The following is a 23,286-nucleotide window of genomic DNA, read 5'->3' as shown; positions in this document are numbered from 1 at the left end:
CTCCACGCGGAACCTTCGATGCTGGCGTCGGGCACGCATCGTGGCATTCCCACTCAAGTATTCAGTTGCAACACGTCGGCAAGCGGCCGTCGCGGGGTGGGCGGTGGCACCGGCTCCAGTGCGGGTGTGTTGCCCACCCGGATTAGCACCTGGGGCAGGTCGGTGTGATCGGTGAGCGCCGCGACGAGTTCGCGGCTGACCGACAACTCCGTCAAATGAGTCACCGGGCAGGTAGCCAAGCCCGCCATCGTGCATTCCAGCAGGACGGTCGACAGGGCCTCTCCGCACCGTAAAGCGTTGCCGAGACCGTCATCGTCGGTGGACAGCATCACGACCTTCGAGCAATCGTGACTGACCCCGATGCGCCTTTCCGCGTTGCGGACGAAGGGAAAGGCTCGATTGATTCCCACCCGGCCAGACTCGCCGGCCGAAACCAGCGAACTGTACGGAATCCCCTCCGAGACCTCGAACTGCCCCGTCCACCAATCGAGTTCGGAATGATACACGGAGTCGTAGCGGCGCAACGATTCGGTGATCTCGGCCGCCTCGGCAAGGCGAGGACGCATCTCCTCCTGCATGACGTCCACACGCACCGTGTCCGTGTCAACCCTGCTGCGCAGCAGCGGCTCAAACGCTTCCCAGTCGGTCGGCGCGAAGAATGGAAGCCGGTCGGTGCGACGCTTCAGGATCGCGTCGGCGCGGCGACGCTGGTCGCCGGTCACCCGGTCGAGGGGCGTGAACTCCACCGCGGCGAGGTGCCCGGGGCATTTCGGGTCGGGAAATCGGTCGACGTCGGCGCCCCACCCCGCAGCCGCCATCGCCACCCGAAGGTGGTCGAGTGCCGCGCCGCAGCTGATGTGGGCTTCCCGCATCGATCGATCCGCGCGCAGCACGCGGCTCGGATCGAGAAACAGGTCCAACCGACCGGCATCGGCGACCCACCGCCACGGTTGAGCGTTGTACAGAGACGGCGCCCGGCACGCTAATCGGACCGCACTCTCGATGACCCTGGTTTCCACCCTGGTGTCCAACACCGCCGCCTCCGGTCTTCTTTTCTGCCCCAAGGCTTTCCGAGCTGATCTTGGTCATGCCCTCGTGGGCCCCGACTCGGCTCTGGCGTCCAATGCTATTATTAATAAATAATATCCTCTAAATAGCTGAACGGCAACCAGAGAAGAGGAAGCCAGGGGTGGACAACCAATGGGGGCACCAGACCGGACGACCGCGCCGCACGGGCCGCAACCGGCAGCGCCGACGAGTCCTCGACCTGGTGCGCGCGCACGACCAGCCGGTCGACGCAGCCGAGCTCGCCAACCGGCTGGGGCTGCACACGACCACGGTGCGGTTTCACCTTGACGCGTTGTGCAGCGAAGGGATCATCGAGCGCACCCGGATCTCACGGGCCGGCATCGGCCGTCCCCGCACCGGCTACCTTGCCGTGCGCGAGCGGCTGGACTATCGGGTCCTGGCCGAGATCCTGGCGCTGGAACTTGGCGACACCAACGACAAGCGACGTCGCCGCGCCGAGGCCGCCGGCCGACGGTGGGCCGAGCGGATCACGGCCGGGTCGGTAGCTGACGGTGCTGAGGGACGAGGTTTTCCAGACCGTGCTGGAGCGGGGGAGGTCCTTGAGGAGCAAGTAGCGACGGTCGCGACGGTGTTCGCCCGGATGGGATTCGGTCCCGAGCTGGCCCACGACGCAGCGTCGAGAACCCAGCGAACCCTTCGTCTACGGAGCTGTCCGGTCCGGGAATTGGCTCGGGCTCACCCAGAGGTAGGGTGCGCCCTGCATCGGGGACTGCTGCAAGGTCTCCTCGCTAATTCGGCAGTGACCGAGGGTGATTCGCGGCAGGTGATGCGGGCAGAACTGGAGCCCTTCGTAGAACCCGAACTATGCCTGGTCAGGGTTAAGGCGAAGGACTGAGCTGGAGTCGGCCATCAGTCATCGCCGGCGGAAGAGCTTGCGTCCCAGCCAGACCACCGGGTCGTACCTGCGGCCGGCAACGCGTTCCTTCAGCGGGATGATGGCGTTATCGGTGATCTTGATGTTTTCCGGGCAGACCTCGGTGCAGCACTTGGTGATGTTGCACAAGCCCAGGCCTGCCTGGTCCTGGGCGAGGTCTCGCCGATCTGCGGTGTCAAGTGGATGCATCTCCAGCTCGGCGAGGCGGATGAAGAACCGAGGTCCGGCGTAGGCCTTCTTGTTGGCTTCGTGGTCCCGGATCACGTGGCAAACGTCTTGGCACAGGAAACATTCGATACACTTGCGGAACTCCTGCGAGCGCGTGACATCGACTTGCGTCATCCGGTATTCCCCCGGCTGTAGCCCTCTTGGCGGTGTGAAGGACGGGATCTCGCGCGCCTTCTCGTAGTTGAACGCGACGTCGGTGACCAAGTCGCGGATCACCGGGAATGTTCGCATCGGCATGACGCTGACGACCTCGCTTTCGCCGAAGGTCGACATGCGGGTCATGCACATCAGCTTCGGATGGCCGTTGATCTCCACCGAGCAGGATCCGCATTTGCCCGCTTTGCAGTTCCAGCGCACCGCCAGATCCGGGACCTCGGTGGCCTGCAAGCGATGGATGACGTCGAGCACGACCTCGCCCTCGTTGACCTGGACGGTGAAGTCGTGCAGGGCGCCGCCGTCGCGGTCGCCACGCCACACTCGCATGCTCGCGGTGTATGTCACTTGGCCTCTCCATTCTGGGCGATGACGGTGCGCCCGATGTGCTGCTCGTTACGCATCCGTTCGATCATGCTTGGGTAGTGCAGTTCGAAGGCGGGCGGCTCGGAGCGGATGCGGGGCAGTTCGGTGAAGTTGTGCTGCGGCGGCGGGCAGCTGGTTGCCCACTCCAGCGAGTTGCCGAATCCCCATGGGTCGTCGACGGTGACCGGTTCGCCGTAGCGCCAACTCTTGAACACATTCCAGATGAACGGCAGCATCGACGCGCCCAGAATTATCGCCCCGATGGTGGACACAATGTTCGGCTGCTGAAAGCCGTCCGTGGGCAGGTAGTCGGCATACCGGCGAGGCATACCCTTATTGCCCAGCCAGTGCTGCACCAAAAAGGTTGTGTGAAAACCGATCAGGGTCAGCCAAAAGTGCAGCTTGCCCAGTCGCTCGTCGAGCAGCCGGCCGGTCATCTTCGGGAACCAGAAGTAGACTCCGGCGAAGGTAGAGAACACGATGGTGCCGAACAGCACGTAGTGGAAGTGCGCGACCACGAAATAGGTGTTGGTGACGTGGAAGTTCAGCGGCGGGCTGGCCAGCAGCACACCGGAGAGGCCACCCATCAAGAAGGTCACCGCGAAGCCGACCGAGAACAGCATGGGCGTCTCAAAGGTCAATTGGCCCTTCCACATCGTGCCGATCCAATTGAAGAACTTGATCCCGGTCGGAACTGCGATCAGGTAGCTCATGAACGAAAAAAACGGCAGGAGAACGGCTCCGGTGGCGAACATGTGGTGCGCCCACACGGCCGTCGACAGGCCGGCGATGGTCATGGTCGCGTAGACCATCGTGGTGTAGCCGAAGACCGGTTTGCGGGAAAACACCGGGATGACTTCGGTGATGATGCCGAAGAACGGCAAGGCGACGATGTAAACCTCGGGGTGGCCGAAGAACCAGAACAGGTGCTGCCACAGGATTGGCCCGCCGTTGGCCGCGTCATAAATGTGTGCGCCCAGGTGCCGGTCGGCGGCCAGTCCGAACAAGGCCGCGGTCAGCAGCGGAAAGACCATCAGCACCATGATGCTGGTAATCAGGATGTTCCAGGTGAAGATCGGCATCCGGAACATCGTCATACCGGGCGCGCGCATGCAGACCACCGTGGTGATCATGTTGACCGCGCCCAGGATGGTGCCCAAACCGGCGACGATCAATCCCAGGACCCAGAGATCAGCGCCGACGCCCGCGCTGTGCACGGCGTCGGACAGCGGCGTGTAGGCGGTCCATCCGAAATCGGCGGCCCCGCCCGGGGTGATGAACCCGGCGATGGCGATCAGCGCGCCGAATACGAACAACCAAAATGACAGCGCGTTGAGCCGGGGGAATGCCACGTCGGGCGCGCCGATCTGCAACGGCAGCACCAGGTTTGCAAACCCGAACACGATCGGTGTGGCGTAGAACAGCAGCATGATCGTGCCGTGCATGGTGAACAGCTGGTTGTACTGCTCGTTCGACAGGAACTGCAACCCGGGGGCGGCGAGTTCGGCGCGCATCAGCAACGCCAGCAAGCCGCCGATGAAAAAGAATGTGAAGCAGGCGACCATGTACATGACGCCGATCAGCTTGTGGTCGGTCGTTGTTATCAGCTTGTAGATCAGGTTGCCCCTGGGCGCCAGCCGGGCGGGAAAGGGGCGGTGCGCCACCAATTCTCGCTGGACCGTTTCCGTCGCCATCAAGCCTCCTACTGCGGGTGCGTTAGATCGGCCGCCTTCCACCTCCGCACAACACTTCGGCCATCAGACGGCGTAGCGCGCAGAGGGTGTGATGGGCAAGATTTCACGCCTTTGGTGAACGGCCAGATAGCGCAGTCCGTTCGGACCGGCGGTGAACTGCAGTTGCGACCGTCGCGGTAGCCACGCGAAGGAGCCGGGGGCCAGTTCGATTACGCCCTGCTCGGTGACCAGCCGGCCGCTACCGGACAGCACGTGGATCAAGACGTCGACGTCGGTGCCGGTGGGCGCATCGATTCTGTCGTCGGGTGCCAGCGCGACCACGTTCGAGTCCAGCTTCCACTCCACTCCGGGTACACCCGAATCCGTGACATCGTCCGTCGGAACCCGCGGCAGTGGGGCCGCGGAGAGTTTGTCGAGCTGGTTGTCGGCCATGGGGTTTCGCCCCTCCCCAGTTTTTACAATACTAATTGTGTAAACTCTAATGCACCGTCGCGGGGTTTGGGAAGACGTTCGTGTGCTCCTCCATCGGCCGCGGTCGGTCGGCACGCATCAGATGGTTTGGTGGCGCCCGAAGAATTCGTGGTCCTCGTTGTAGCCGCCGTAGCCGCTGCCGAGCTCGGAGTAGTGCGCGACGAACTCAATGCCCTTGAGCCACTTCACATGCCGGAAGCCGTGCTGCAGTTCGTTGCGCAGACGCAGTGGTGCCCCGTGGCCGTAGCTCAGCGGTTCGCCGTTCATGTCGTAGGCCAGCATGGTCAGATGGTGGCTCATCTGCTCGATCGGGTGTGCGACATAGTAGATCCCGCCGTCGGGACCGGGGCCCAGCGAGTAGAACACCACCCACTTGGCCGCGGGCAGCGGTTTGACGATGTCCATGATCGTCTGCATCGACACACCGCCCCACTTGGCGACACCCGACCAGCCCTGGATGCAGAAATGCTGGGTGATCTGCTCGTGGTACGGCAGGTCGTGCAGGTCGGAAAGCGAGAATTCGGTCGGGTGTTCGACCAGACCGTAGACCCGCAGCCGCCAATCCACGAAGTCGTTCTTCTCGAGCTCCTTGTACTCGACGGTCTCCGGGTAGGTGCCGTTGAGCCAGAAGTAGGGCGAGATGTCCTTTTCGGTGAACGCGCCCGGCTTCGGGTTGGCGTACTCGAACAGTCGCTGCAGCGGTCCGATGAGCGCGTAGCCGACCCGTTGCACCATGCGGGGATGACGAAAGGTGAACGGGGTGGCGGCCACCCAACCGATGGCCACCACCACCATTGCAGCGGCGAAGATCGCCAAACCCACCCAGCTGTCGTCGTCGCGGGTGGCGAACATGTGGTTGAGGTTTCGCGCAGCCTCGGTCGTGAAGACCATCGTGACGTGGACGACGATGAAGAACACGAAATACACCATCACCAGGAAATGCAGCGATCGCGCGGCCTGGATGTTGAACCGCTTACTGAACACCGTGAGACGCATCGACAGCGCGGGCGACATACCCAGCCCGCTGATGACGGCGAGGGGCGCGGCGATGAAGACGGTGGTGAAGTAGGACAGCAGCTGCAGCGCGTTGTAGGCCACCCAGGTGTGGTCGGTCGGCCAGTTCAGGGACAGGTACTGGATTGCCACGGATCCCGCGTTGGGGAAGACGTCCCAACTCGTCGGGACGATGTGGCGCCACTGGCCGGTGGTGAACAGCAGTGCGTAGAAGACCGCGCCGTTGAGGAGCCACAAGACGTCGACACCCAGGTGCCACCATCGAGCCAGCCCTATGGAATGCCGAATCCCCGGCAATCCGAACTGACGGGGCAGCCCGACCGAATCGTCCTTGGCCGTATACATCGGATCGTCTGGCACCGGCCCAGTCACGCGCAGCCACTCGTCCCTGCCCGGGGTGGCGTTGCGGCTGAAATAGAGCCGCGGATGGTCGACGAGGATTTGGAGCCCCGAGCGGATGATGAACGTCATCAGGAACAGATTGAAAAAGTGGGTCCAGCTCACCCAGGCGGGGACGCCGGGGCTGACTCCGGACGGCACGTGGGTGCCGGGATATTGCTGAATGAATGCGTGTACGGCCGGCATGTTGTACAGGGTTTTGCCAACTGCCACCCCGGTGACGAGCAGCACGAACCCAATGGGAATCAGCCATAGCAGGTTGAACCACTTGTCGTGGCCGACCCGCAGTCGCGGCGCGATCGCCCGCCTGTCTTCGATTCCGCCGGCCCAGGTCTCGGGGTTGACGATGTCCTCTGCCAGGTGTAGCTCGGAGCGATAGTCTGCGGCCTGGTATCCGTCGTTGTTTGGCTTGAGGTTTTCGCGGTGATGCAACGCAGTGCCTACGGCGGTTCCCGGCACATCGACCTGTCTGTCAGTGCCGCGACTCTTGCCCTGGGCTTGCTGTACGTCGGGTTTGCTGTCGACCATCGGGGCTCACGTTTTCTAGTTTGTACAAGCCCCCTTGTGTAAACATTACGCCATGGCGTAGGTGATCGCGAAACTGCAGCGCCTGCAGACGTCGTTGAGCCCACAGAGATCGCCGCAGCACCGACGGCGAGTTCCCCAAGGTAGACGCGTCGGAGCGGCCACGGTCGCGGCCGTCTGCGGCTTCACGAGCTACTCAAAGCTCTTTCTGCGGTGAGCCATCCGGCTGCGCGTTGGGAGGCTCGCCGATAGGGGTCGGGTACGGTCGCGAGGCGGGTTGCGATCACTTGCGGGTCAACAAGGTCAGCAGTGATTAGTGCGTCGACGAAGTTCTGGTCCGTCTCTCGCAGGGCGCACAGTTTCGCGACACAAAGGTCTTCCCTGTCGAGGCACCATCCGATGAATTGCGGTTCGCCGGAGGGGGCGGCGGTGTTCTCGTTCTGGACTTTGACCAGTCGATCGCGCCATCCATCGGGCAGTGCCGAGGTCTGGAGGTCTACGGCGTCGATGCTGAAGGCGTGAAGCTGTTCAAATGGGGACAATTCGCCCGCTGCTCCTTCGATTTCGTCTGCGAGACAGGCGATTTCACCTGTGTTGTCGGCGATCGGTATAACGTCGATTTCCACCGATCTGGTGGCGTAGAAGGGCAGCTGATCTTCGGTGTAGGTGCCGAGGATCGCTTGGGAGCCGACGATGATCACTTCGGTCAGGCCGGCGATTTGGCAGGCAGTTCGGATAGCGTGCTCGAGCTGGTCGCGCCGCATCAGCGCACCGTGCGCAGAACGCGGATGCGCTCCTCATCGGGGAGCAGCCCACCCATCGGTGAGACTTCGCGCATCTCGATGCAATCGCGGCCGAGTCCGGTAAAGACGCGATGAAGGCCGGGCACGTCGCCGTGTCCCACGAGCGATTCCCACCGGTCGAGGTTTCTCATGTGCGGCTGGCCGGTGACGCCGGACCGTAATCGTCGCAGGTTGCGCTCGATCGTGGGTTGCCATTGTGTGAGGGTCGACCGTGTCAGGTGTCTGGCCAGCTCGCGGTGCAGTTTCCACGAGCGGCGTTCTGATCGCGTGAGGTCGGGAGTGACTGCTTGGCGGGTGATTTCGAGTCGATACCCCATGCAGGACAGCAGTCGGTCGAGCTGTTCATCGCTGAGTTCAACCTTGTCGGAGAGGAACTGGCTGATGCTCGGCTGGTGCACACCGCTGAGCCGAGACAACTCGGACTGGGTGGTGCCTGTTTCGTGCATCACCGTCCGCAAGACGTCACTTCGACCGCTCATGCCCGATTATAGCATTTCCTACTATAGGCAGGCGGCGGGCCGCTTTTGTGCGGGTGCCGCATGATGAGGCCCGCGCGTTCTACGCCCGCTCCTAGTCTTGGGCGTCTCCGGCCGGTCCGCTGCACTGAAGCTGTTGATGAAAGACGCTCGCCCGCTCATCGGCGGTGATGCCGCGAGATTGGCTATCGCGGGCCAGGCTGCGCCATCTGATGCCAACCAATCACCGACCACAGCACCGACCAGAACCAGCCGAGGCCAGTCGGCAGACATCTGAAAACCATCTCTGAGCTGCGCAAAAACACTAGTGCCCCCGGCAGGATTCGAACCTGCGACACCGGCTTTAGGAGAGCCGTGCTCTATCCCCTGAGCTACGAGGGCGGGGGACGTCTTTGAATACCTGACTAAAACCTAGCCGCTCGAGGCTGTGAATGGTTCTCGACCGTGTTCTGGACGTCCTGGTGCCGATCCCGGCGCTTCCGTGGTCGTCGAGGTGCGGCGGGTGTGAGTGTAGCGGGCACGACAAAAGCCACGCGGCGCTTAGGCGTGCGTGGTCGGCGCGGGTGAGCCTCGTCGGGGTGGCCGTTAGGCGGCTCGCTCTTCGGGGTGTCGTCGTCGGTGTAGGTAGGCCGCTATTGCATTGCGGCCCAAGGCGAATCCGAGCATCACGGTCAGCTGGCGGACCGCGGTGTAGGCGATCATGCGGCCGCCGTCAAGGGTGTTCGGCGGGTCAGCCTGGTGTGGATTCGTCGTCGTCCTGTGTGTTGAGTAGCGTGCGGGCGATCTCGATCTCGTCGGCGAGGACTGTGCGTAGGTCTCGGGCGTGCTGGTCGACGACCGCCCAGACGGTGTCGTCGTCGACGGTCCAGTAGTTGTGGGCGATGCGGTTGCGCATGCCTTTGATGAGGCGCCAGGGGATGCCGGGGTGGGCCGTGATCCATTCTTCGCCGAGCCGTTCGAGGTCGGCCGCGAGCCGGATGATGTTGTACTGGCACGCGCGGGCGACTGCGATGTCGGAGTCGTATGCCGGTCGGCCACGGGTCGCCAGCTGATTCATCTCGGCCAGTGTCGCGTCGATGTAGAGCAGCTGTTCGGCCGCGCGATCGTCCATTTCAGGCGGCCACTTCCAGCCGCCGTCGATAACGGTTCACCCGACGCCGCAACAGGTCATTGGACCGCAGTTCCCTGGTAGTGATGACGTCGACTGGGCATCCCAGGAGCGCGGCGAGGTCATCGCCGAGTCCGACGTAATCAGCGAAGGACGCGTTGGGCGTCAGCTCGATCAAGAGGTCGAGGTCGGAGTCGGGGCGGTCATCGCCTCGCGCCACGGAACCGAAGACCCAGGCTCGGGCGATGGGATAGCGGGCGAGGAGGCGCGCTACCCCATCGCGGTGGCGCTCGAGCAGCTCACCGGGTCGCACCGTGTTGACTAGCCGTTGTTCGAGCCGAAACCCAGCCGCATCGAGCAGGCGCTCGAGCATTGCAACAGAGGGCTGCTGCCTATTGGACTCAACGTTCGCCACGGTTGACTGCGGCACGCCGGCGGCTCGTGCGAGATCGCGCTGCGACATGTCCCGCCGCTGGCGGGCTTCGCGCACGAGTGCAGCCGCGGTCCCGCTCGGCGATTGGTCACTGGTCCCTGACATGGTTTCATGATAGCGGATTCACTATCAGAGGTCTCGGAGCATGCGTCCATCTGCGCTTAGCCCGGTAAGCACGAACGGACAATTCCTGGCGTCAGTTGCCGCCCATGATTCGGCACTCCGCCGCGTTCCCAAACTCACGCGATCACGTTCTCAACCCGCCGAGCCCACCCGCGACCAGGCACCGAAGAGTTTTCGTCAGGTCCCCGAGGGCGTGAGGGCCAGGGGCCCGGGGCCGCGATGCCTTCGAATACTGACTAATACCTAGCCGGTCGGAACGGCGGTGGTTTCGCTGGTGTTCTGCACGTCTCGGCGCAGTTCCCGGCGGTCTGGCTGGTCGTGGGTGCTGCGCGTGTAAGTGTAGCGGGGACCGCAACATCAAACACGATGTCGCTGCTCGGTGTGGCCGGCGGGGGCGGGTCTCGTCGTGTCGCGGGAAGTTGGGTTGCTCACGATTGAAGTCGGCGGTGCCGGCGGGCCGCTTATTGCGTTGCTGCCCCAGGCGAATCGCCACATAGCGGTAGTCGGTGCGTTAGGTGAAATCGGTTGTCCGGCAGTCGTAGTCGGTGCAGTCGAGCGCGTTGCTGCCACATTCGCGGTTTCGCGCGAACCATTGTGGGCCGGCGCGTGCGAAGGTCAAGTGTGGGATGCCGGTTGTCACACCGCGACGACGCGGATCAGTTTCTCAAGCCCCGAGAAGTCCTCGACGTTTCGGCTGTAGAGATTCAGATGGTTGGCGTGCGCGGTCGCAGCGATCAGCAGATCGGCCAATCTACTTCGCGGCTTTCGTCCTTCGCGTACCACCGCGGCGACGATGAGCCCGTAGCTTCGCACGGCGGCCCCGTCGAACGGGATGGGCTCCAGCCTCGATTCCACCTCCTGGAGCCGGGCTTGGCGCTTGGCCGCCTCGATCGGCGTCGTGGCCAGCAGCGGACCGGCGGCCAGCTCGGCGGCTGTAATCGCCGAAATCGCCATTTCGTCCGGCAACGCTGCAACGACTGCCGGATCATGCCAGTCGATGACGACCGACGTATCCAGAAGTCCGGATGTCACCTCAGAGACTCTGGTCAATCAATCGGTCGAGGTCGGCGCGGAACTGACGATGATCAATGCGCACCGCTGCGTCGGCCAGCGTCGCGACTTCGTCGCGAGTGATGAACGTGCGGCGAACGAACCGTATCGGCCGAAGTTCGGCCACCGGTTCGCCATTACGCGTCACAACGAACGTCTCGCCAGCGGTTACCGCGTCGATCACCTTGGCGTTGTCATTGCGGAGATCGCGCTGCGCGATAGTCCTTGCCATGGCACAACTGTAGCAAACAACGCTACAGATTGCTACAGCACCCGTGCGGGACGACGGTGCGGCGGCTGGGCGGGTTTGGTCGGCAACGGGTGGCGCGCGCTCAGCGGTCCGACGTTATCGGATCCCACACGCGCGAGAAGCCGAAGTCGTTGAAGTCGTTGATATTTCGAGTGGCAAACTCGTCGACACCGTGGTGGCGCAATGTCAGCGCCAGCCGGGCATCGAACAAACGCCGCCGAGCAATCCCGGGTGTGGCCGCCAACGCCCACACCTCGTTCATCACTGGGGCGTTCTCGATCAGCGCCCACCGCCGGTTACGACGGAACGCCTGACAGACCTCCGCGGCCTCGGGACCGTCGAGCGGTCGGGTCACTACGGCGGGGTTGCGGAGCAATTGATACAGCTCCATCAGCACGAGCTCGGAGACCGCCACATCAGTCCGGCCGGCGCACTCGACGAGGAACGCGGCGGCGTCGTCATGTTCGGGGCAATCCTGATTCTGGGCATACAGCAGGACGTTCGTATCGATCGAGAGCACGCGCGACTTACGACTCGTTGGCCAGCTCGCGCCACGATTCTTCGGACGCGCGAAACGGACCGAGGCGACGCGGGGTCGGTGGGTGCCAAACGGCGGACACGACGTCGCGCCTCGGGTAAATCCGCACCATGTGTTCGAGCCCGCGACGAACGACCTCGGCAAGCGTCATTTCGTGCTCGCTGGCGACGCGTTTGGCGTCGCGGTAAAGCTCATCGGGGAGCTGCACCTGCGTCCGTATCACCCATCAAATCTACATCTACATCTAAATCACATCAAACACGGCAGACGTCACCGCAGCTCCGCGATGACCTTCGCGAACGCGTCGAGGTTGTTGTCCTGCACGGTGAAGGAGCTCAGCCCGTACTTTTCGCGGAGCCCGGACAGCGTGTCGGCCATCTCGCGCGGTGACCCGCTGAGTACCGACGGCATGGACAGCAGCTGCTCGTCGGACAGATCCGGCGCGTATTGGCGGGTCATCCTCAAGTCGGGGGCGGTCTCGCCCTCGCGCGGCATCGCCGTGATCACCATGTTCAGCTCCAGCGCGTCGAACCGATCGCCCGCGGCGTTGCGGACAAACTCGACGCGTTCGGCCAGCGGGTCCTCGACGTCTCGCACCCGGGCGCCGGTCAGCCCGATGATGTCGGCGTGGCGGGCGGCCAGGGTCAGCACCCGATCACCGTTGCCGGCGATCAGGATCGGCGAGCTCGGGTGGTGCTCCTTCAGGTAGGTCGTCATGTGCTGGAGGTAGTCGACCCGGGCCCCGGCGCTGGGGTAGGGCAACTCGGCGGCCTCGAACTCTTCGCGCACATAGCCGGTGCCCAGGCCGATCTCGAGGCGGCCGTCGCTGAGCACCTCGAGCGCCTGGAGGTCCCTACTGAGCAGGGCCGGCTTGTAGAAGGCGGCGTTGAGCACATACATGCTGAGCCGCATCCGTGTGGTCACCATCGCGACGGCGGTCAGCGTCGGGCACGGTGCCGCCGCGCCGAGATGGTCTGGCACGCAAAGAATGTCGTACCCGAAGTCCTCGGCTCGCTTCGCCTTCTCCACCAACCTCTCGCGGGACTTGAAGAAGCGCATGCTCATCGAGAAGCGAAAATCCTTGGCCACCAACAACCTCCGTTCAACCAGCTGACGATTACCAGGCGCGCGCCGCGGCTGCCAAACCCTGCACCAACGCGGCGGTGACGGGCGACAAGCCGTCCGGCCCGGGCAGCGGGCTGCGCGGGCTGAGACCCCTGGCGCGAACGGACAGCTCCAATTGCGTTCCGCCGTCGCGCACTCGGTTGACCGGGTTGTCCGGATGCAGGCCTCGCAATTCGTGCGGGATGTCGTCGAGGTTGGTGACGACCTGATAGCCGGTCAGGCGGATGTGGCGGGCCAGGTGGGCGGCCAGCGCGCGATTGCGGCCGCCGGCCAGCAGTTGCGTGCCGCGCCCGATGCGGCCATAGCCGTGCAGCGAGACCGCGACATCGACGTGGTCGAGAAACTCCGCCAGCCGCGTCGACTCACCGGGGTGAAACAGGACCGACGGCAGGTGATGCGGGTAATGGTCGGGATGGCGCACCACGTACACCGACGCGTCGGCGGCCTCGGCGGCGCGTTCGGCGATGATGTCCGTCATCTGCTCCAGGCCGCCGCCATGAATGGCGAGGAAACCGAACCGCGACCGCAGCCGGCTGGACTCGGACACCCCCGGCTCGTCCAGCAACGCCGAAAGTGATTGTGGCCCAGGCCCGGAGCGCGATCTCGCGGACGCCGGGCGGGGCCAGCGCGCGGGATCCCAGCGGTGCAGGAAGTCGATCCAGCGTTGCGGAAGCCCATGGTGCACAGCGCCGTCGATGATCCGCGGCAGGTAGCCCGGCCGCGGCGGACCCGGGGTCACCCGGTGATCGATGTAGACCCAGGCCGGCGCGGGTCCGTCGTTGGTCATCACGGTCAGCCGGTCCCGCCGGTAGCGCACCGGCACACCCTCGGCGCTGTCCAAGGCGGCAAGATCGTGATCGGAGATCTGCCAGAGCACCCCGTGCACCTGGTTACCGGCCAACGGCTCGACGGTGGCCACGCCGCGCTGGTTGATCAGCCAGTCGTGGTCGGACAGGACCGCCGGTCGCGGATCGGCGGCGTCCGGACAGCGCAGCGCCATCTGGTTGACGCACAGGTTGGACCCGTATGCGAAGTAGGAATGCCGAGGACGGGCCAGCATCTAGCCAGTCACCGTCTGGGTGCCGAGATCTTGAACCAACCTGAACTCCCGCGAGCCTCTCCACGGCCGACGACCCTCCCCATACTGCCGCACCCGGCGATCCGCCCGCTACGCACGGGTCACTGGGTGACGGGAGCTCACTTGCAGACGCCCTGCACAAAGTGGTGTGGGGGCAGGCACAGCCAAGGCGGCGGCGGGGGCGGTGGTTGCTTCGGCGGCGACGGCTGCCACTGCCATGGTTGCTGCGGCGGGTGAGGCGGCACCCAGACGGGCGGCGGCGGGTTGGCGACGACCGGGTGCGGGGGCACGGCCCGGGGCAGGGCGGCCGGGCCGGGTGGGAGCGGCGGGCTTTCGGGCGCGGGAGCGACCACCGCGGCGGGCGCCGGCATGGCGACCACGGGGGCGGGGGCCGGGGTGTCGGGCACGGCGACCACCGGCGCCGGGGGAGCCGATGTGGGAGCGTCGGCCGCCATCGGGCTGGCGCCCGACGCGACGGCCACCTGCCGCGGGTGCGACGAGCTTCCCAACAGGGCGATGCCGAGCGCGGCGCCCGCGCCGATCAGGCCGATCACGCCGGCGGTAACGATCGCCTTGTTGATGGACCTCGGCCCGGCCTCGGGGGCAACCGGCCCGGGCGGAAGCTCCTGCTCGTACGGAAGGTGTGCGAGCGAATCGCCTGGCTCGCCGAGCGGGCTCGACGCCCACGCGTACACCGAGGTGGGTTCCTCGCCGCGCGGGGCGAACTCCGTCCGATCGAAGTCGTGCGTGGTTGTCATGGGGTGCTCCTCGGTGGTGGGTCGCGGCCCCGGGGCTGGGTCGCTTCATAGGTAGGAGGAGGCACCGCAGGTGAGCCGGACAGTTTTTTGACGACGATTTGGGTTAACCGGTCACGGTCATCCAGATCAGCGCGATGTTGAGCACGCTGATCATTGTTCCGACCGCCCAGCCGATGGCCGTTGTGACGGGGTGGTTGGCGTCGGTGCCCATTAGTTTGCGGTTGCTGGTCAACCTGATCAGCGGAAGCACCGCGAACGGGATGCCGAACGACAGCACGACCTGAGAGAGCACCAGCGTGCGCGTCGGGTCGACACCGAACGCCAGGATCGCCACCGCCGGGCACAGCGTGACGAGCCGACGCACCAGCATCGGGATCGAGCGGTGCAGCAAGCCCTGCATGATCATGGCGCCGGCGTAGGCGCCCACCGACGCCGAGGCCAACCCGGACGCGAGCAGTCCGATCGCGAACAGCACGGCGATCGTCGTCCCCAAGGTGGCGTGCACCGCGGCGTAGGCGCCCTCGATGGATCCGCGCGTCTCGCGGCCCTCCAGGTTGATCGCGGCCACCAGCAGCATCGCCGCGTTGACCGTCCCGGCGACCGCCATGGCCAGCACGACGTCCACCCGGGTGACGCGAAGCAGCCAGCGTCGGCGATGGCCCTCTTCGGGATGCCCGTGCCGGTCCAGGGCCAGACCCGAGTGCAGGTACACCGCGTGCGGCATCACGGTGGCCCCCAGGATCGCGGCGGCCAGCAGCACGCTCTCGGTGCCGCGGAAGCGGGGCACCAATCCGCCGATGACGGCTTCGGGCGGCGGGGTGGCGACGAAGAAGCTGGCCGCGAACCCGACGGCGATGATGAGCAGCAGGCCGGTGATGACGCGTTCGAAAAGCAGCTGCCCGCGACGGTCCCTGATCGTCAGCAGCAGCAGCGAAATGACTCCGGTGATGATCCCACCGACCGGCAGCGGCAAACCGAACAGGATCCGCAGGGCGATGGCCCCGCCGATCACCTCGGCCACATCGGTTGCCATCGCCACGATTTCGGCCTGCGCCCAAAAGGTCAGCCGGAGCGGACGGCTCATCCGCGTGCCGATCGCCTCGGGCAGCGAGCGTCCGGTCACCAGCCCGAGTTTCGCCGACAAATACTGCACCAGGCCGGCCATCACGTTGGCGGCGACGATGACCCACAGCAGGAGGTAGCCGAATTGCGTGCCGGAGCTGACGTTGGCTGCGACGTTTCCGGGATCGACGTAGGCGATGGCGGCGACGAACGCCGGCCCGAGCAGATACCAGCTCGTCTTTAGCGAGGCCTGGGTGCCTTGCGCCAACGTATCGACCTCGATCCATTACCGATAGGAAAGTGAGGTTAACGAACGCATTGCCGCGCAGCTAATCGCGGGCTACCCCGGGACGTAGAGTCCCCGGCCGGTGATCAGCGGCAGGTCGAGCGTCGTCACGATGCCCGGCGGTGCGGCCACCACGGCGGGGATCGCGTTGACCACCCGCATCGCGGTGGCGACCAGCCCGGCGTGGTTGTGATCGCCGTTGCGGCTGCTCAGGCAGATGTCCATCGCGTAGGAGGGCTCGCCGGTGACCTCGATGCGGTACGAACCGCCGCGCTGGGCCGGTTGCGGCCAATCGGGACACAGGTCCTCCCGCAAGCGGGTGACGTGTTCCAGTACGACGACGGGGTCGCCGTTGACCATCCCGAACACCTCGAAGCGCAGCGCCGCGGCACTGCCCTTGGGAATGTGGCCCGACGCGATGTCGAAGTCCTCCGGCGCCGGCTCGCGGACGTACACCTCGGCGACCTCGTCGAGCGAAATGCCAAGGCCCGCAGCGAGTTGGCGAACCACCGATCCCCACGCCATGCTCAGCACGCCGGTCTGCAGCAGCATGGGAATCTCGTCGAGCGGCTTTCCGAATCCCATCACGTCGAACATGACGGTGGCGCTGTTATAGGTGGCGTAATCGACGATCTCCATGCACCGGATCTGCTGGATGCTCTGGCAGGTGCCGGCCAACGCCAGCGGCAGCAGGTCGTTGGCGAACCCGGGGTCGATCCCGTTGACATAAAGGCTCGAATTGCCCTCGCGTGCAGCATCTTCCAGCGGTGAGACGAGCTCCTCGGGTATCACCTGCCACGGGTATTGCAGGAAGACCGGGCCGCTGCCGACGATGTTGATCCCGGCGGCCAAAACGCGCCGGTAGTCCTCCAGCGCCTCGGCCAGCCGGTTGTCGGCCAGCGCGTTGTAAACCGCGCATCGCGGCCCGGTGGCGAGCACTGCGTCAAGGTCGGTGCTGGCCCGCACGCCGGTCGAATCCTCAAGTCCGGCAAGCTCGGCCGCGTCCTTGCCCGCCTTGGCCTCCGATGAGACCCAGACGCCGGTCAGTTCGAACTCGGGGTTGGTGATGAGCGCACGCAGCGCGTGGATACCGACGTTGCCGGTGCCGAGTTGAACGACGGGTATGGCCATCAGGGGCTCCTCACAGGTCCGGGACGGGTATGTCGAGGTTGGGGAAGGTGAGGCCGCCGTCGACCTCCAGCGTCTTTCCGGTCAGGAACTCGCCGGCCGGCGAGGCCAAATACACTGCCGCGGCCGCGATGTCGACGGGATCGCCGAGCCGGCGCATCGGCGTCACCTTCTCCATCGGCGCGCGCAGCTCGTCGTTGGAGGCCACCACGTCCAGTGCGGAGGTCAGGATCGACCCGGGTGCGATGGCGTTGACCCGGATGCGCGGGCACAGGTCCAGCGCCGCCAGCCGGGTGTAGTGCGACAGCGCCGCCTTGGCGGTGCCGTAGGCGGCGAAGCCGCGCCCGGCCAGCCGGCCCATGGTGGAGGTGATGTTGATGATGTTCCCGCCGCCGGAGTGCTCGAGCATCAACGGCACCGCCGCGACCGTCAGGGCGTGGGCGGTGGCGACGTTGAACGTGAAGGCGTCCTTGAGGTCCTTGGTCGAGGTGGTCAGCAGGGTGTTGGGCATGGTCCCGCCCACGTTGTTGACGACGATGTCGAGTTTTCCGAACGCCTCGACGGCCTGACCTGCCAGTTCGGCGGTCGCTTCGGGATGAGCCAGGTCGGCGGCGACGGCGTGCGCCCGGCGGCCGGTCGCGCGGACCTGTTCTGCGACGGCGTCTAGTTGGGATTGTGTCCGCGAGGCGATGAGGACGTCGGCGCCCGCTTCGGCGAAAGCCAGCGCGATGGCCGCGCCGAGGCCACGGCCGCCACCAGTGATGACGGCGACTTTGTCGTCGAGACGGAACCTGTCGAGGATCATTTGCGGCCTCTCCTTTTGAGTTGTCGGACGAAACGGTAGCAAGCCTCGCGGCCCCGAAGAAAGGCATTTCTGAAACAGGTTCTAGTTTGTCACACGGGCGCGCCGATTCGGCGCCCACCACCAGGGGGAAGCCGTATCAGGCCCATAACACATAGATTTGCCGAACGTTAACCTTGCTACTGTTAGCTTCATGGCTGCGAGCAACACGGCAGGGCGGCGGACCGCGGCCACCGGCTGCGGCGACGCACATTTCATCCGTACCGTCTTAGGGGAATTGAATTGAACCTCAATCGATTTAGTGCCGCGCTGAGCATCCTTACCACCGGTGCGCTGATGTTGTCGGGGTGCGGCAGTGACAACAACAACGCCACCGGCGGAAGCGCGACGAGCGGCGCACCGTCGGGCAAGGTGGCCTGCGGCGGGAAGAAGACGCTGAAGGCCAGCGGGTCGACAGCCCAGGCCAACGCGATGACCCGCTTCGTCAACGCGTTCGAGCAGGCCTGCCCGGGCCAGACCCTGAACTACACGGCCAATGGCTCGGGCGCCGGCATTAGCGAATTCACCGGCAACCAAACCGATTTCGGCGGGTCGGACTCGCCATTGGCCCCGAACGAGTACGCCGCCGCGCAGCAGCGCTGCGGTTCACCCGCGTGGAACCTGCCCGTGGTGTTCGGCCCGATAGCCATCACCTACAACGTCAAGGGCCTGAGCTCGCTGAGCCTGGACGGTCCGACGGCGGCGAAGATCTTCAACGGCGCCATCACCACCTGGAACGATCCCGCGATCGCGAACCTCAACGCCGGGACCGCGCTGCCCGCCGAGCCGATTCACGTCGTGTTCCGCAACGACCAGTCGGGGACCACGGACAACTTCCAGAAATACCTCGATGCCGCCTCCAACGGCGCCTGGGGCAAGGGCGCCGGGAAGACGTTCAACGGCGGCGTCGGTGAGGGCGCCAAGGGCAACGACGGCACCTCGGCCGCCATCAAGGCCACGGAGGGATCTATCACCTACAACGAATGGTCGTTCGCCCAGGCGCAGAAGCTGAACATGGCTAAGGTCATTACGTCGGCCGGTCCGGACGCGGTGGCGATCAGCACCGACTCGGTCGGCAAGACGATCTCGGGCGCCACCGTCAGCGGGCAGGGCAACGACCTGGTGCTGGACACCAACTCGTTCTACAAGCCGACGCAGCCCGGTTCCTACCCCATCGTGCTGGCGACCTATGAGATCGTCTGCTCGAAGTATCCCGACTCCCAGGTCGGCACGGCCGTGAAGGCGTTCCTGCAGAGCACAATCGGTGGCGGCCAGAATGGCTTGGGGGACAACGGATACATCCCCATCCCGGACGCGTTCAAGTCGAGGTTGTCGGCGTCGGTCAACGCCATCGCGTGATCGGGGATTGATGTCCCGAGAAGCGCTCGCCCAGCTCGGGACGAAACCTGTGCTGGACGTCGTCGATCTGGGCAAGGTGCGGCGGCGCGACCGGCTGTTCAAGGCGGCCGCGGCCGCCGCCGGGTCGACGATCGTGATCGCGATCGTGCTGATCGCGGTGTTCCTGTTGGTGCGCGCCGTCCCGTCGTTGCGCGCCAACCACGCGAATTTCTTCACCAGCGCCACGTTCGACACCGTCCACGCCCACCACCTGGCGTTCGGCATCCGCGACCTGTTGATGGTCACGCTGTTGAGCTCGATCTTCGCCCTGGTACTGGCCGTGCCCATCGCGGTCGGGATCGCGGTGTTCCTCACCCAGTACGCGCCGAGACGGTTGTCGCGCCCGTTCGGGGCGATCGTGGACCTGCTTGCCGCGGTCCCGTCCATCGTTTTCGGGCTGTGGGGCATCTTCGTGCTGGCGCCCCAGCTCGAGCCGTTCGCGAAGTTGCTCAACCGCAACCTGGGGTGGTTGTTCTTGTTCAAGCAGGGCAACGTGTCCCTGGCCGGCGGCGGCACCATCTTCACCGCCGGGATCGTGCTCTCGGTGATGATCCTGCCGATCGTCACCTCGGTGTCGCGTGAGGTCTTCCGGCAGACCCCGCGCATCCAGATCGAGGCGGCGCAGGCGCTCGGCGCGACCAAGTGGGAAGTGGTGCGGATGACCGTGCTGCCGTTCGGGCGCAGCGGTGTCGTCGCGGCGTCGATGCTGGGCCTGGGCCGCGCCCTGGGCGAAACGGTGGCGGTGCTGATCATCCTGCGCTCGGCGGCCCAACCCGGCCACTGGTCGTTGTTCGACGGCGGCTACACGTTCGCTTCCAAGATCGCCTCGGCGGCATCGGAATTCAGTGAACCGCTGCCGACGGGGGCCTACATTTCCGCGGGATTCGCGCTGTTCGTCCTGACCTTCGTGGTCAACGCCGCCGCCCGCATGGTCGCCGGCGGGAAGGTCAACGCATGACCGTTGACGCGCTCGAACGGCCGGTCAAGACCGCGCTGTACCGCCCGCTCAGCATCAAGAGGCGCCTCAAAAACCATCTCGCCACAACGCTTTTCCTCACCTCGTTCGTCATCGCGCTGGTGCCGCTGGTGTGGCTGCTATCGGTGGTCGTCGCGCGGGGCTGGTATGCCGTGACGCGGTCGGGCTGGTGGACCCACTCCCTGCGCGGCGTGCTGCCGGAGGAGTTCGCCGGCGGGATCTACCACGCGCTGTACGGCACTCTGGCGCAGGCCGCGGTCGCCACCGTCCTGGCCGTGCCGCTCGGCCTGATGACGGCGGTGTTGCTGGTGGAATACGGTGCCGGCCGGTTGGCGCGGGTCACCACCTTCATGGTCGACGTGCTCGCCGGGGTTCCGTCGATCGTGGCGGCGCTGTTCATTTTCAGCCTGTGGATCGCCACCCTGGGATTTCCGCAGAGCGCCTTCGCCGTGTCGCTGGCGTTGGTCCTGCTGATGTTGCCGGTGGTGGTGCGATCCACCGAAGAGATGCTGCGCCTGGTGCCCGACGAGCTGCGGGAAGCCAGCTACGCGTTGGGCGTCGCCAAGTGGAAAACCATTGTGCGGATTGTCTTTCCGATCGCGATGCCGGGCATCTTCTCGGGTGTTCTGCTGTCCGTCGCCCGCGTCATCGGGGAAACCGCGCCGGTGCTGGTGCTGGTCGGCTACAGCCGTTCGATCAACCTCGACATCTTCAACGGCAACATGGCCTCGCTGCCGCTGTTGATCTACACCGAACTCACCAACCCCGAGCACGCCGGTTATCTGCGGATCTGGGGTGCGGCGCTGACGCTGATCATCATCGTCGCCGTGATCAACCTGTTGGCCACGGCGTTTCGTTTCCTGGCGACCCGGCGACGTTAGGGCGCGAGCTTCAGCACTCGGTTGTTCCCGCGGTCACCGACATAGACGTTGCCGTCCTTGTCCACCGCCACCGACAGCGGGGTGTTGAGGCCGCTGAACGGCAGCACGGTCGGGGCGTTCGATCCGGCCGCCAGCTTCAGCACCTGATTGTTGTCGTGCTCGGTGACGAACACGTCGCCGGCGTTGTCGACTGCGATGCCCCACGGGATGCTCAGGCCGGGGAACGGGAGCACGGTCTGGTTGTTCGACCCCTGGTCCAACTTCAGCACCCGGTTGTTGTCGGTGTCGGTGACGTAGACGTTGCCGGCGGTGTCCACGGCCACCCCGTCCGGATTCTTCAGGCCGGTGAACGGCACGTCGACCTGAGCGTTGGAGCCGGCGGGCAGCTTCACCACGCGGTTGTTGCCCCGGTCGGCGACGTAGACGTTGCCCTGGCCGTCCACCACGACGCCCTCGGGGTAGTTGAGCCCGTTGAACGGCAGCACGGTCTGGTTGTTCGACCCGGCCGCCAACGTCACCACCCGGTTGTTGAAGTCGGTGACGTACATCGTGCCAGCGCCGTCCACCGCCACCCCCTGCGGCTCGTAGAGGCCCGCGAACGGCTTGACCACCGGCGTCGTCGATCCCGCCGGCAACGTCACCACCCGGCCGTACATGCCCTGGTTGGTGATGTAGACGGTGCCGGAGTTGTCCACCGCCACGCCGCCCGGGGAGAGGCGGAAGTTCAGGCCGTTGAACGGCAGCACGGTTTGTCCGCTCGCCTGCTTGGACGGCGACGAGGGCCGCGAAATCAGAAATCCGGCCACGATGATGACAACGACCACGGCGACCGCGATGGCCCCGATGATCGCCCACATCTTCCGTCTGTCTCCGGGCTGCGCCGCCGCGATCTGGTGGTCAAGCGTGGGCGGGCGCGTGGAGGCGACCGGGGGCCGGTTGGGCGGCTTGCTGCGCCAGCTGCCGGTGCTCGGGGCCGGTGCCCACTGGCCTTGTGCGTTCGGGTTCGACGGCCACACCCCGTTGGGGGGCGGCACGGGCCGGGCCATCGTTTCGTCGCCGGCATAACGACCCTGAGAAGCCTGCGCGCGTGCGGTCGCGGGACCGGCGACCGAGCCGTCGTAATGGGTCCAGGCGCGACCCAGGCCACTGCCCATCGCGTTGGGCAGCAGGGTCGCGTTGTCGCCCTCTTGCCGCAGGATGGTGGCCTCTTGGTGCTGTTCGGGCGCGGTCAGCGCGTCGTGGGCGGCTGCGGCCAAATCACCCGCGGTCGAATAGCGCTCCGCGGGGTTTTTGGCCATGCCCTTGGCGATCACCGCGTCCAGGGCCGCCGGCACCTGCCCGGGCCGCAGCTGGCTGGGCCGCGGCGCGGGCTCGAGCAGATGGGCGGCGATCAACCGTTCCACGCTGTCCGAGCGATACGGCGGGGCCCCGATCAAACACTCGCCCAACACACAGGCCAGCGCGTAGATGTCGGCGCGGTAGGTGACCTCGTCGCCGGTGAACCGCTCCGGGGCCATGTAGTTGTAGGTGCCCACGGCGACTCCACTCTGGGTCAGCCCCGGGTCGGTCGCCGCGCGGGCGATGCCGAAATCCACCAGATACGCGAAGTCGTTGCCGGTGACCAGGATGTTTTCCGGTTTGACGTCGCGATGGGTGACGCCGCTGGCGTGCGCGGCGTCCAGCGCGGCCGCGATCTGGCGCACGATGGCCACCGCCCGCGGCGGGGCCAGCGGACCGTAGTTCGTCAACAGCGTGCGCAGTGAGACACCGTCGATCATGCGCATCTCGACGAAGAACAGGCCGTCGATTTCGCCGTAGTCGTGGATGGGAACGATGTGCGGCTCGGTGAGCCGCCCCGCGGTGTCGGCCTCACGCTGCATGCGGGCCCGGAACACCGAGTTGCCGGAGAATTGCTGCGAGATCAGCTTCAGCGCGACGATCCGGTGCTTTCGGGTGTCTTCGGCCTCATAGACCTCGCCCATGCCGCCGCGGCCCAAGAGCCGCCTCAGCTGGTAGGGCCCGAACTGCGTCCCTACTCGCGAAACGGTGTCGTTCACCGTCGTCGCCCCTTTCGCCCAGATCCGATCGGCCGCGGACCGCGGCGCGATGCAGCGCTGCCGCGTCTGAACGGCTGGTTACCACACGGTAAATCGTAGGCG

24 protein-coding genes and 1 tRNA gene are annotated in these 23,286 nt (G+C 65.5%); 4 read left to right on the top strand and 21 right to left on the bottom strand.

Translation table 11 applies throughout. The annotated features are described in order from the left end of the window. Positions 1-53: 53 nt before the first annotated feature. Positions 54-1,034: an Acg family FMN-binding oxidoreductase gene (locus AC5Y6X_RS02480; RefSeq protein ID WP_499984177.1), complete on the bottom strand. Its 981-nt coding sequence runs from the start codon at positions 1,032-1,034 to the stop codon at positions 54-56. A 155-nt stretch (positions 1,035-1,189) separates the two neighbouring features. Between AC5Y6X_RS02480 and AC5Y6X_RS02475 the strand changes: the two genes are divergently transcribed. Further along, positions 1,190-1,924 (top strand): helix-turn-helix transcriptional regulator, encoded by a 735-nt coding sequence (locus AC5Y6X_RS02475; protein ID WP_499984176.1) that lies wholly within the window; start codon positions 1,190-1,192, stop codon positions 1,922-1,924. Between the two features lie 18 nt (positions 1,925-1,942). On the opposite strand, the gene AC5Y6X_RS02470 is transcribed toward AC5Y6X_RS02475, so the two are convergent. From AC5Y6X_RS02470 to AC5Y6X_RS02380, 19 genes are all read right to left on the bottom strand, one after another. Next, a complete protein-coding gene (locus AC5Y6X_RS02470) occupies positions 1,943-2,692 on the bottom strand; it encodes a succinate dehydrogenase/fumarate reductase iron-sulfur subunit (protein WP_499984174.1) in 750 nt (249 codons plus the stop codon). Further along, positions 2,689-4,404, bottom strand: a complete 1,716-nt coding sequence (gene ctaD / locus AC5Y6X_RS02465; protein ID WP_499984173.1) for an aa3-type cytochrome oxidase subunit I — start codon at positions 4,402-4,404, stop codon at positions 2,689-2,691. The genes AC5Y6X_RS02470 and ctaD overlap by 4 nt, the downstream gene beginning before the upstream one ends. Positions 4,405-4,467: 63 nt before the next feature. Next, entirely contained in the window at positions 4,468-4,836 is a 369-nt protein-coding gene (locus tag AC5Y6X_RS02460) for an AraC family ligand binding domain-containing protein (RefSeq protein ID WP_499984171.1), read from the bottom strand. A 117-nt stretch (positions 4,837-4,953) separates the two neighbouring features. Continuing rightward, positions 4,954-6,816 (bottom strand): molybdopterin-dependent oxidoreductase, encoded by a 1,863-nt coding sequence (locus tag AC5Y6X_RS02455; RefSeq protein ID WP_499984170.1) that lies wholly within the window; start codon positions 6,814-6,816, stop codon positions 4,954-4,956. Positions 6,817-6,998: 182 nt separating this feature from the next. Next, complete coding sequence (locus AC5Y6X_RS02450; protein WP_499984169.1) at positions 6,999-7,577, bottom strand: DUF6036 family nucleotidyltransferase; 579 nt, start codon at positions 7,575-7,577, stop codon at positions 6,999-7,001. Beyond that, complete coding sequence (locus tag AC5Y6X_RS02445; RefSeq protein ID WP_499984167.1) at positions 7,577-8,095, bottom strand: helix-turn-helix domain-containing protein; 519 nt, start codon at positions 8,093-8,095, stop codon at positions 7,577-7,579. The genes AC5Y6X_RS02450 and AC5Y6X_RS02445 overlap by 1 nt, the downstream gene beginning before the upstream one ends. 305 nt (positions 8,096-8,400) lie before the next feature. Next, a tRNA-Arg gene (locus tag AC5Y6X_RS02440) sits at positions 8,401-8,473 on the bottom strand. 349 nt (positions 8,474-8,822) lie between these two features. Then, positions 8,823-9,203: a HepT-like ribonuclease domain-containing protein gene (locus AC5Y6X_RS02435; RefSeq protein WP_499984165.1), complete on the bottom strand. Its 381-nt coding sequence runs from the start codon at positions 9,201-9,203 to the stop codon at positions 8,823-8,825. A gap of 1 nt (position 9,204) precedes the next feature. Further along, positions 9,205-9,738 (bottom strand): helix-turn-helix domain-containing protein, encoded by a 534-nt coding sequence (locus tag AC5Y6X_RS02430; protein ID WP_499984161.1) that lies wholly within the window; start codon positions 9,736-9,738, stop codon positions 9,205-9,207. 654 nt (positions 9,739-10,392) lie between these two features. Beyond that, positions 10,393-10,788 (bottom strand): type II toxin-antitoxin system VapC family toxin, encoded by a 396-nt coding sequence (locus AC5Y6X_RS02425; protein WP_499984158.1) that lies wholly within the window; start codon positions 10,786-10,788, stop codon positions 10,393-10,395. A 1-nt stretch (position 10,789) separates the two neighbouring features. Next, a complete protein-coding gene (locus AC5Y6X_RS02420; RefSeq protein WP_499984156.1) occupies positions 10,790-11,038 on the bottom strand; it encodes a type II toxin-antitoxin system Phd/YefM family antitoxin in 249 nt (82 codons plus the stop codon). A 100-nt stretch (positions 11,039-11,138) separates the two neighbouring features. Beyond that, positions 11,139-11,576: a type II toxin-antitoxin system VapC family toxin gene (locus tag AC5Y6X_RS02415; RefSeq protein ID WP_499984153.1), complete on the bottom strand. Its 438-nt coding sequence runs from the start codon at positions 11,574-11,576 to the stop codon at positions 11,139-11,141. Positions 11,577-11,583: 7 nt separating this feature from the next. Continuing rightward, positions 11,584-11,817 carry an antitoxin gene (locus AC5Y6X_RS02410; protein ID WP_499984150.1) on the bottom strand — a complete coding sequence of 78 codons (234 nt, stop codon included), beginning with the start codon at positions 11,815-11,817 and terminating at the stop codon, positions 11,584-11,586. A 47-nt stretch (positions 11,818-11,864) separates the two neighbouring features. Further along, on the bottom strand, positions 11,865-12,689 hold the full coding sequence (locus tag AC5Y6X_RS02405) for an LLM class F420-dependent oxidoreductase (protein ID WP_499984148.1): 825 nt from the start codon (positions 12,687-12,689) through the stop codon (positions 11,865-11,867). 22 nt (positions 12,690-12,711) lie between these two features. Beyond that, positions 12,712-13,779 carry a poly-gamma-glutamate hydrolase family protein gene (locus AC5Y6X_RS02400; protein ID WP_499984145.1) on the bottom strand — a complete coding sequence of 356 codons (1,068 nt, stop codon included), beginning with the start codon at positions 13,777-13,779 and terminating at the stop codon, positions 12,712-12,714. A 137-nt stretch (positions 13,780-13,916) separates the two neighbouring features. Then, a complete protein-coding gene (locus tag AC5Y6X_RS02395; protein ID WP_499984143.1) occupies positions 13,917-14,555 on the bottom strand; it encodes a hypothetical protein in 639 nt (212 codons plus the stop codon). A 103-nt stretch (positions 14,556-14,658) separates the two neighbouring features. Next, positions 14,659-15,900: an Nramp family divalent metal transporter gene (locus AC5Y6X_RS02390; RefSeq protein WP_420715823.1), complete on the bottom strand. Its 1,242-nt coding sequence runs from the start codon at positions 15,898-15,900 to the stop codon at positions 14,659-14,661. A gap of 57 nt (positions 15,901-15,957) precedes the next feature. Next, positions 15,958-17,034: an NAD(P)H-dependent amine dehydrogenase family protein gene (locus tag AC5Y6X_RS02385; RefSeq protein ID WP_499984141.1), complete on the bottom strand. Its 1,077-nt coding sequence runs from the start codon at positions 17,032-17,034 to the stop codon at positions 15,958-15,960. 10 nt (positions 17,035-17,044) lie between these two features. Continuing rightward, positions 17,045-17,836 (bottom strand): SDR family oxidoreductase, encoded by a 792-nt coding sequence (locus AC5Y6X_RS02380; protein WP_499984139.1) that lies wholly within the window; start codon positions 17,834-17,836, stop codon positions 17,045-17,047. Between the two features lie 279 nt (positions 17,837-18,115). On the opposite strand from AC5Y6X_RS02380, the gene pstS reads away from it, so the two are divergent. Genes pstS through pstA form a run of 3 tightly spaced genes read left to right on the top strand, consistent with a single transcriptional unit; the run spans position 18,116 to position 21,127 of the window. After that, on the top strand, positions 18,116-19,231 hold the full coding sequence (gene pstS, locus AC5Y6X_RS02375) for a phosphate ABC transporter substrate-binding protein PstS (protein WP_499984137.1): 1,116 nt from the start codon (positions 18,116-18,118) through the stop codon (positions 19,229-19,231). A gap of 10 nt (positions 19,232-19,241) precedes the next feature. Then, the gene (gene pstC / locus AC5Y6X_RS02370; protein ID WP_499984134.1) at positions 19,242-20,228 is read left to right on the top strand and encodes a phosphate ABC transporter permease subunit PstC; all 987 of its coding nucleotides are present in this window, start codon (positions 19,242-19,244) and stop codon (positions 20,226-20,228) included. Further along, a complete protein-coding gene (gene pstA / locus AC5Y6X_RS02365; RefSeq protein WP_499984131.1) occupies positions 20,225-21,127 on the top strand; it encodes a phosphate ABC transporter permease PstA in 903 nt (300 codons plus the stop codon). The genes pstC and pstA overlap by 4 nt, the downstream gene beginning before the upstream one ends. Here pstA and AC5Y6X_RS02360 read toward each other — a convergent pair. Continuing rightward, a complete protein-coding gene (locus AC5Y6X_RS02360) occupies positions 21,124-23,184 on the bottom strand; it encodes a serine/threonine-protein kinase PknD (RefSeq protein WP_499984129.1) in 2,061 nt (686 codons plus the stop codon). The genes pstA and AC5Y6X_RS02360 overlap by 4 nt on opposite strands. Positions 23,185-23,286 lie beyond the last annotated feature (102 nt).

It is taken from the genome of Mycobacterium sp. NGS26 (assembly GCF_059813025.1).
The sequence above is the reverse complement of the archived record's forward strand: the minus strand, read 5'-3'. Positions and strand labels throughout refer to the sequence as shown.

Bases quoted from the DNA above. Each gene is read 5' to 3' on its own strand.
- AC5Y6X_RS02420 (WP_499984156.1), bottom strand. From the start codon at position 11,038: ATGGCAAGGACTATCGCGCAGCGCGATCTCCGCAATGACAACGCCAAG.
- AC5Y6X_RS02455 (WP_499984170.1), bottom strand. From the start codon at position 6,816: ATGGTCGACAGCAAACCCGACGTACAGCAAGCCCAGGGCAAGAGTCGC.
- AC5Y6X_RS02400 (WP_499984145.1), bottom strand. From the start codon at position 13,779: ATGCTGGCCCGTCCTCGGCATTCCTACTTCGCATACGGGTCCAACCTG.
- AC5Y6X_RS02450 (WP_499984169.1), bottom strand. From the start codon at position 7,577: ATGCGGCGCGACCAGCTCGAGCACGCTATCCGAACTGCCTGCCAAATC.
- AC5Y6X_RS02435 (WP_499984165.1), bottom strand. From the start codon at position 9,203: ATGGACGATCGCGCGGCCGAACAGCTGCTCTACATCGACGCGACACTG.
- pstA (WP_499984131.1), top strand. From the start codon at position 20,225: ATGACCGTTGACGCGCTCGAACGGCCGGTCAAGACCGCGCTGTACCGC.
- AC5Y6X_RS02395 (WP_499984143.1), bottom strand. From the start codon at position 14,555: ATGACAACCACGCACGACTTCGATCGGACGGAGTTCGCCCCGCGCGGC.
- AC5Y6X_RS02430 (WP_499984161.1), bottom strand. From the start codon at position 9,738: ATGTCAGGGACCAGTGACCAATCGCCGAGCGGGACCGCGGCTGCACTC.
- ctaD (WP_499984173.1), bottom strand. From the start codon at position 4,404: ATGGCGACGGAAACGGTCCAGCGAGAATTGGTGGCGCACCGCCCCTTT.
- AC5Y6X_RS02445 (WP_499984167.1), bottom strand. From the start codon at position 8,095: ATGAGCGGTCGAAGTGACGTCTTGCGGACGGTGATGCACGAAACAGGC.
- pstC (WP_499984134.1), top strand. From the start codon at position 19,242: ATGTCCCGAGAAGCGCTCGCCCAGCTCGGGACGAAACCTGTGCTGGAC.
- AC5Y6X_RS02380 (WP_499984139.1), bottom strand. From the start codon at position 17,836: ATGATCCTCGACAGGTTCCGTCTCGACGACAAAGTCGCCGTCATCACT.
- AC5Y6X_RS02460 (WP_499984171.1), bottom strand. From the start codon at position 4,836: ATGGCCGACAACCAGCTCGACAAACTCTCCGCGGCCCCACTGCCGCGG.
- AC5Y6X_RS02385 (WP_499984141.1), bottom strand. From the start codon at position 17,034: ATGGCCATACCCGTCGTTCAACTCGGCACCGGCAACGTCGGTATCCAC.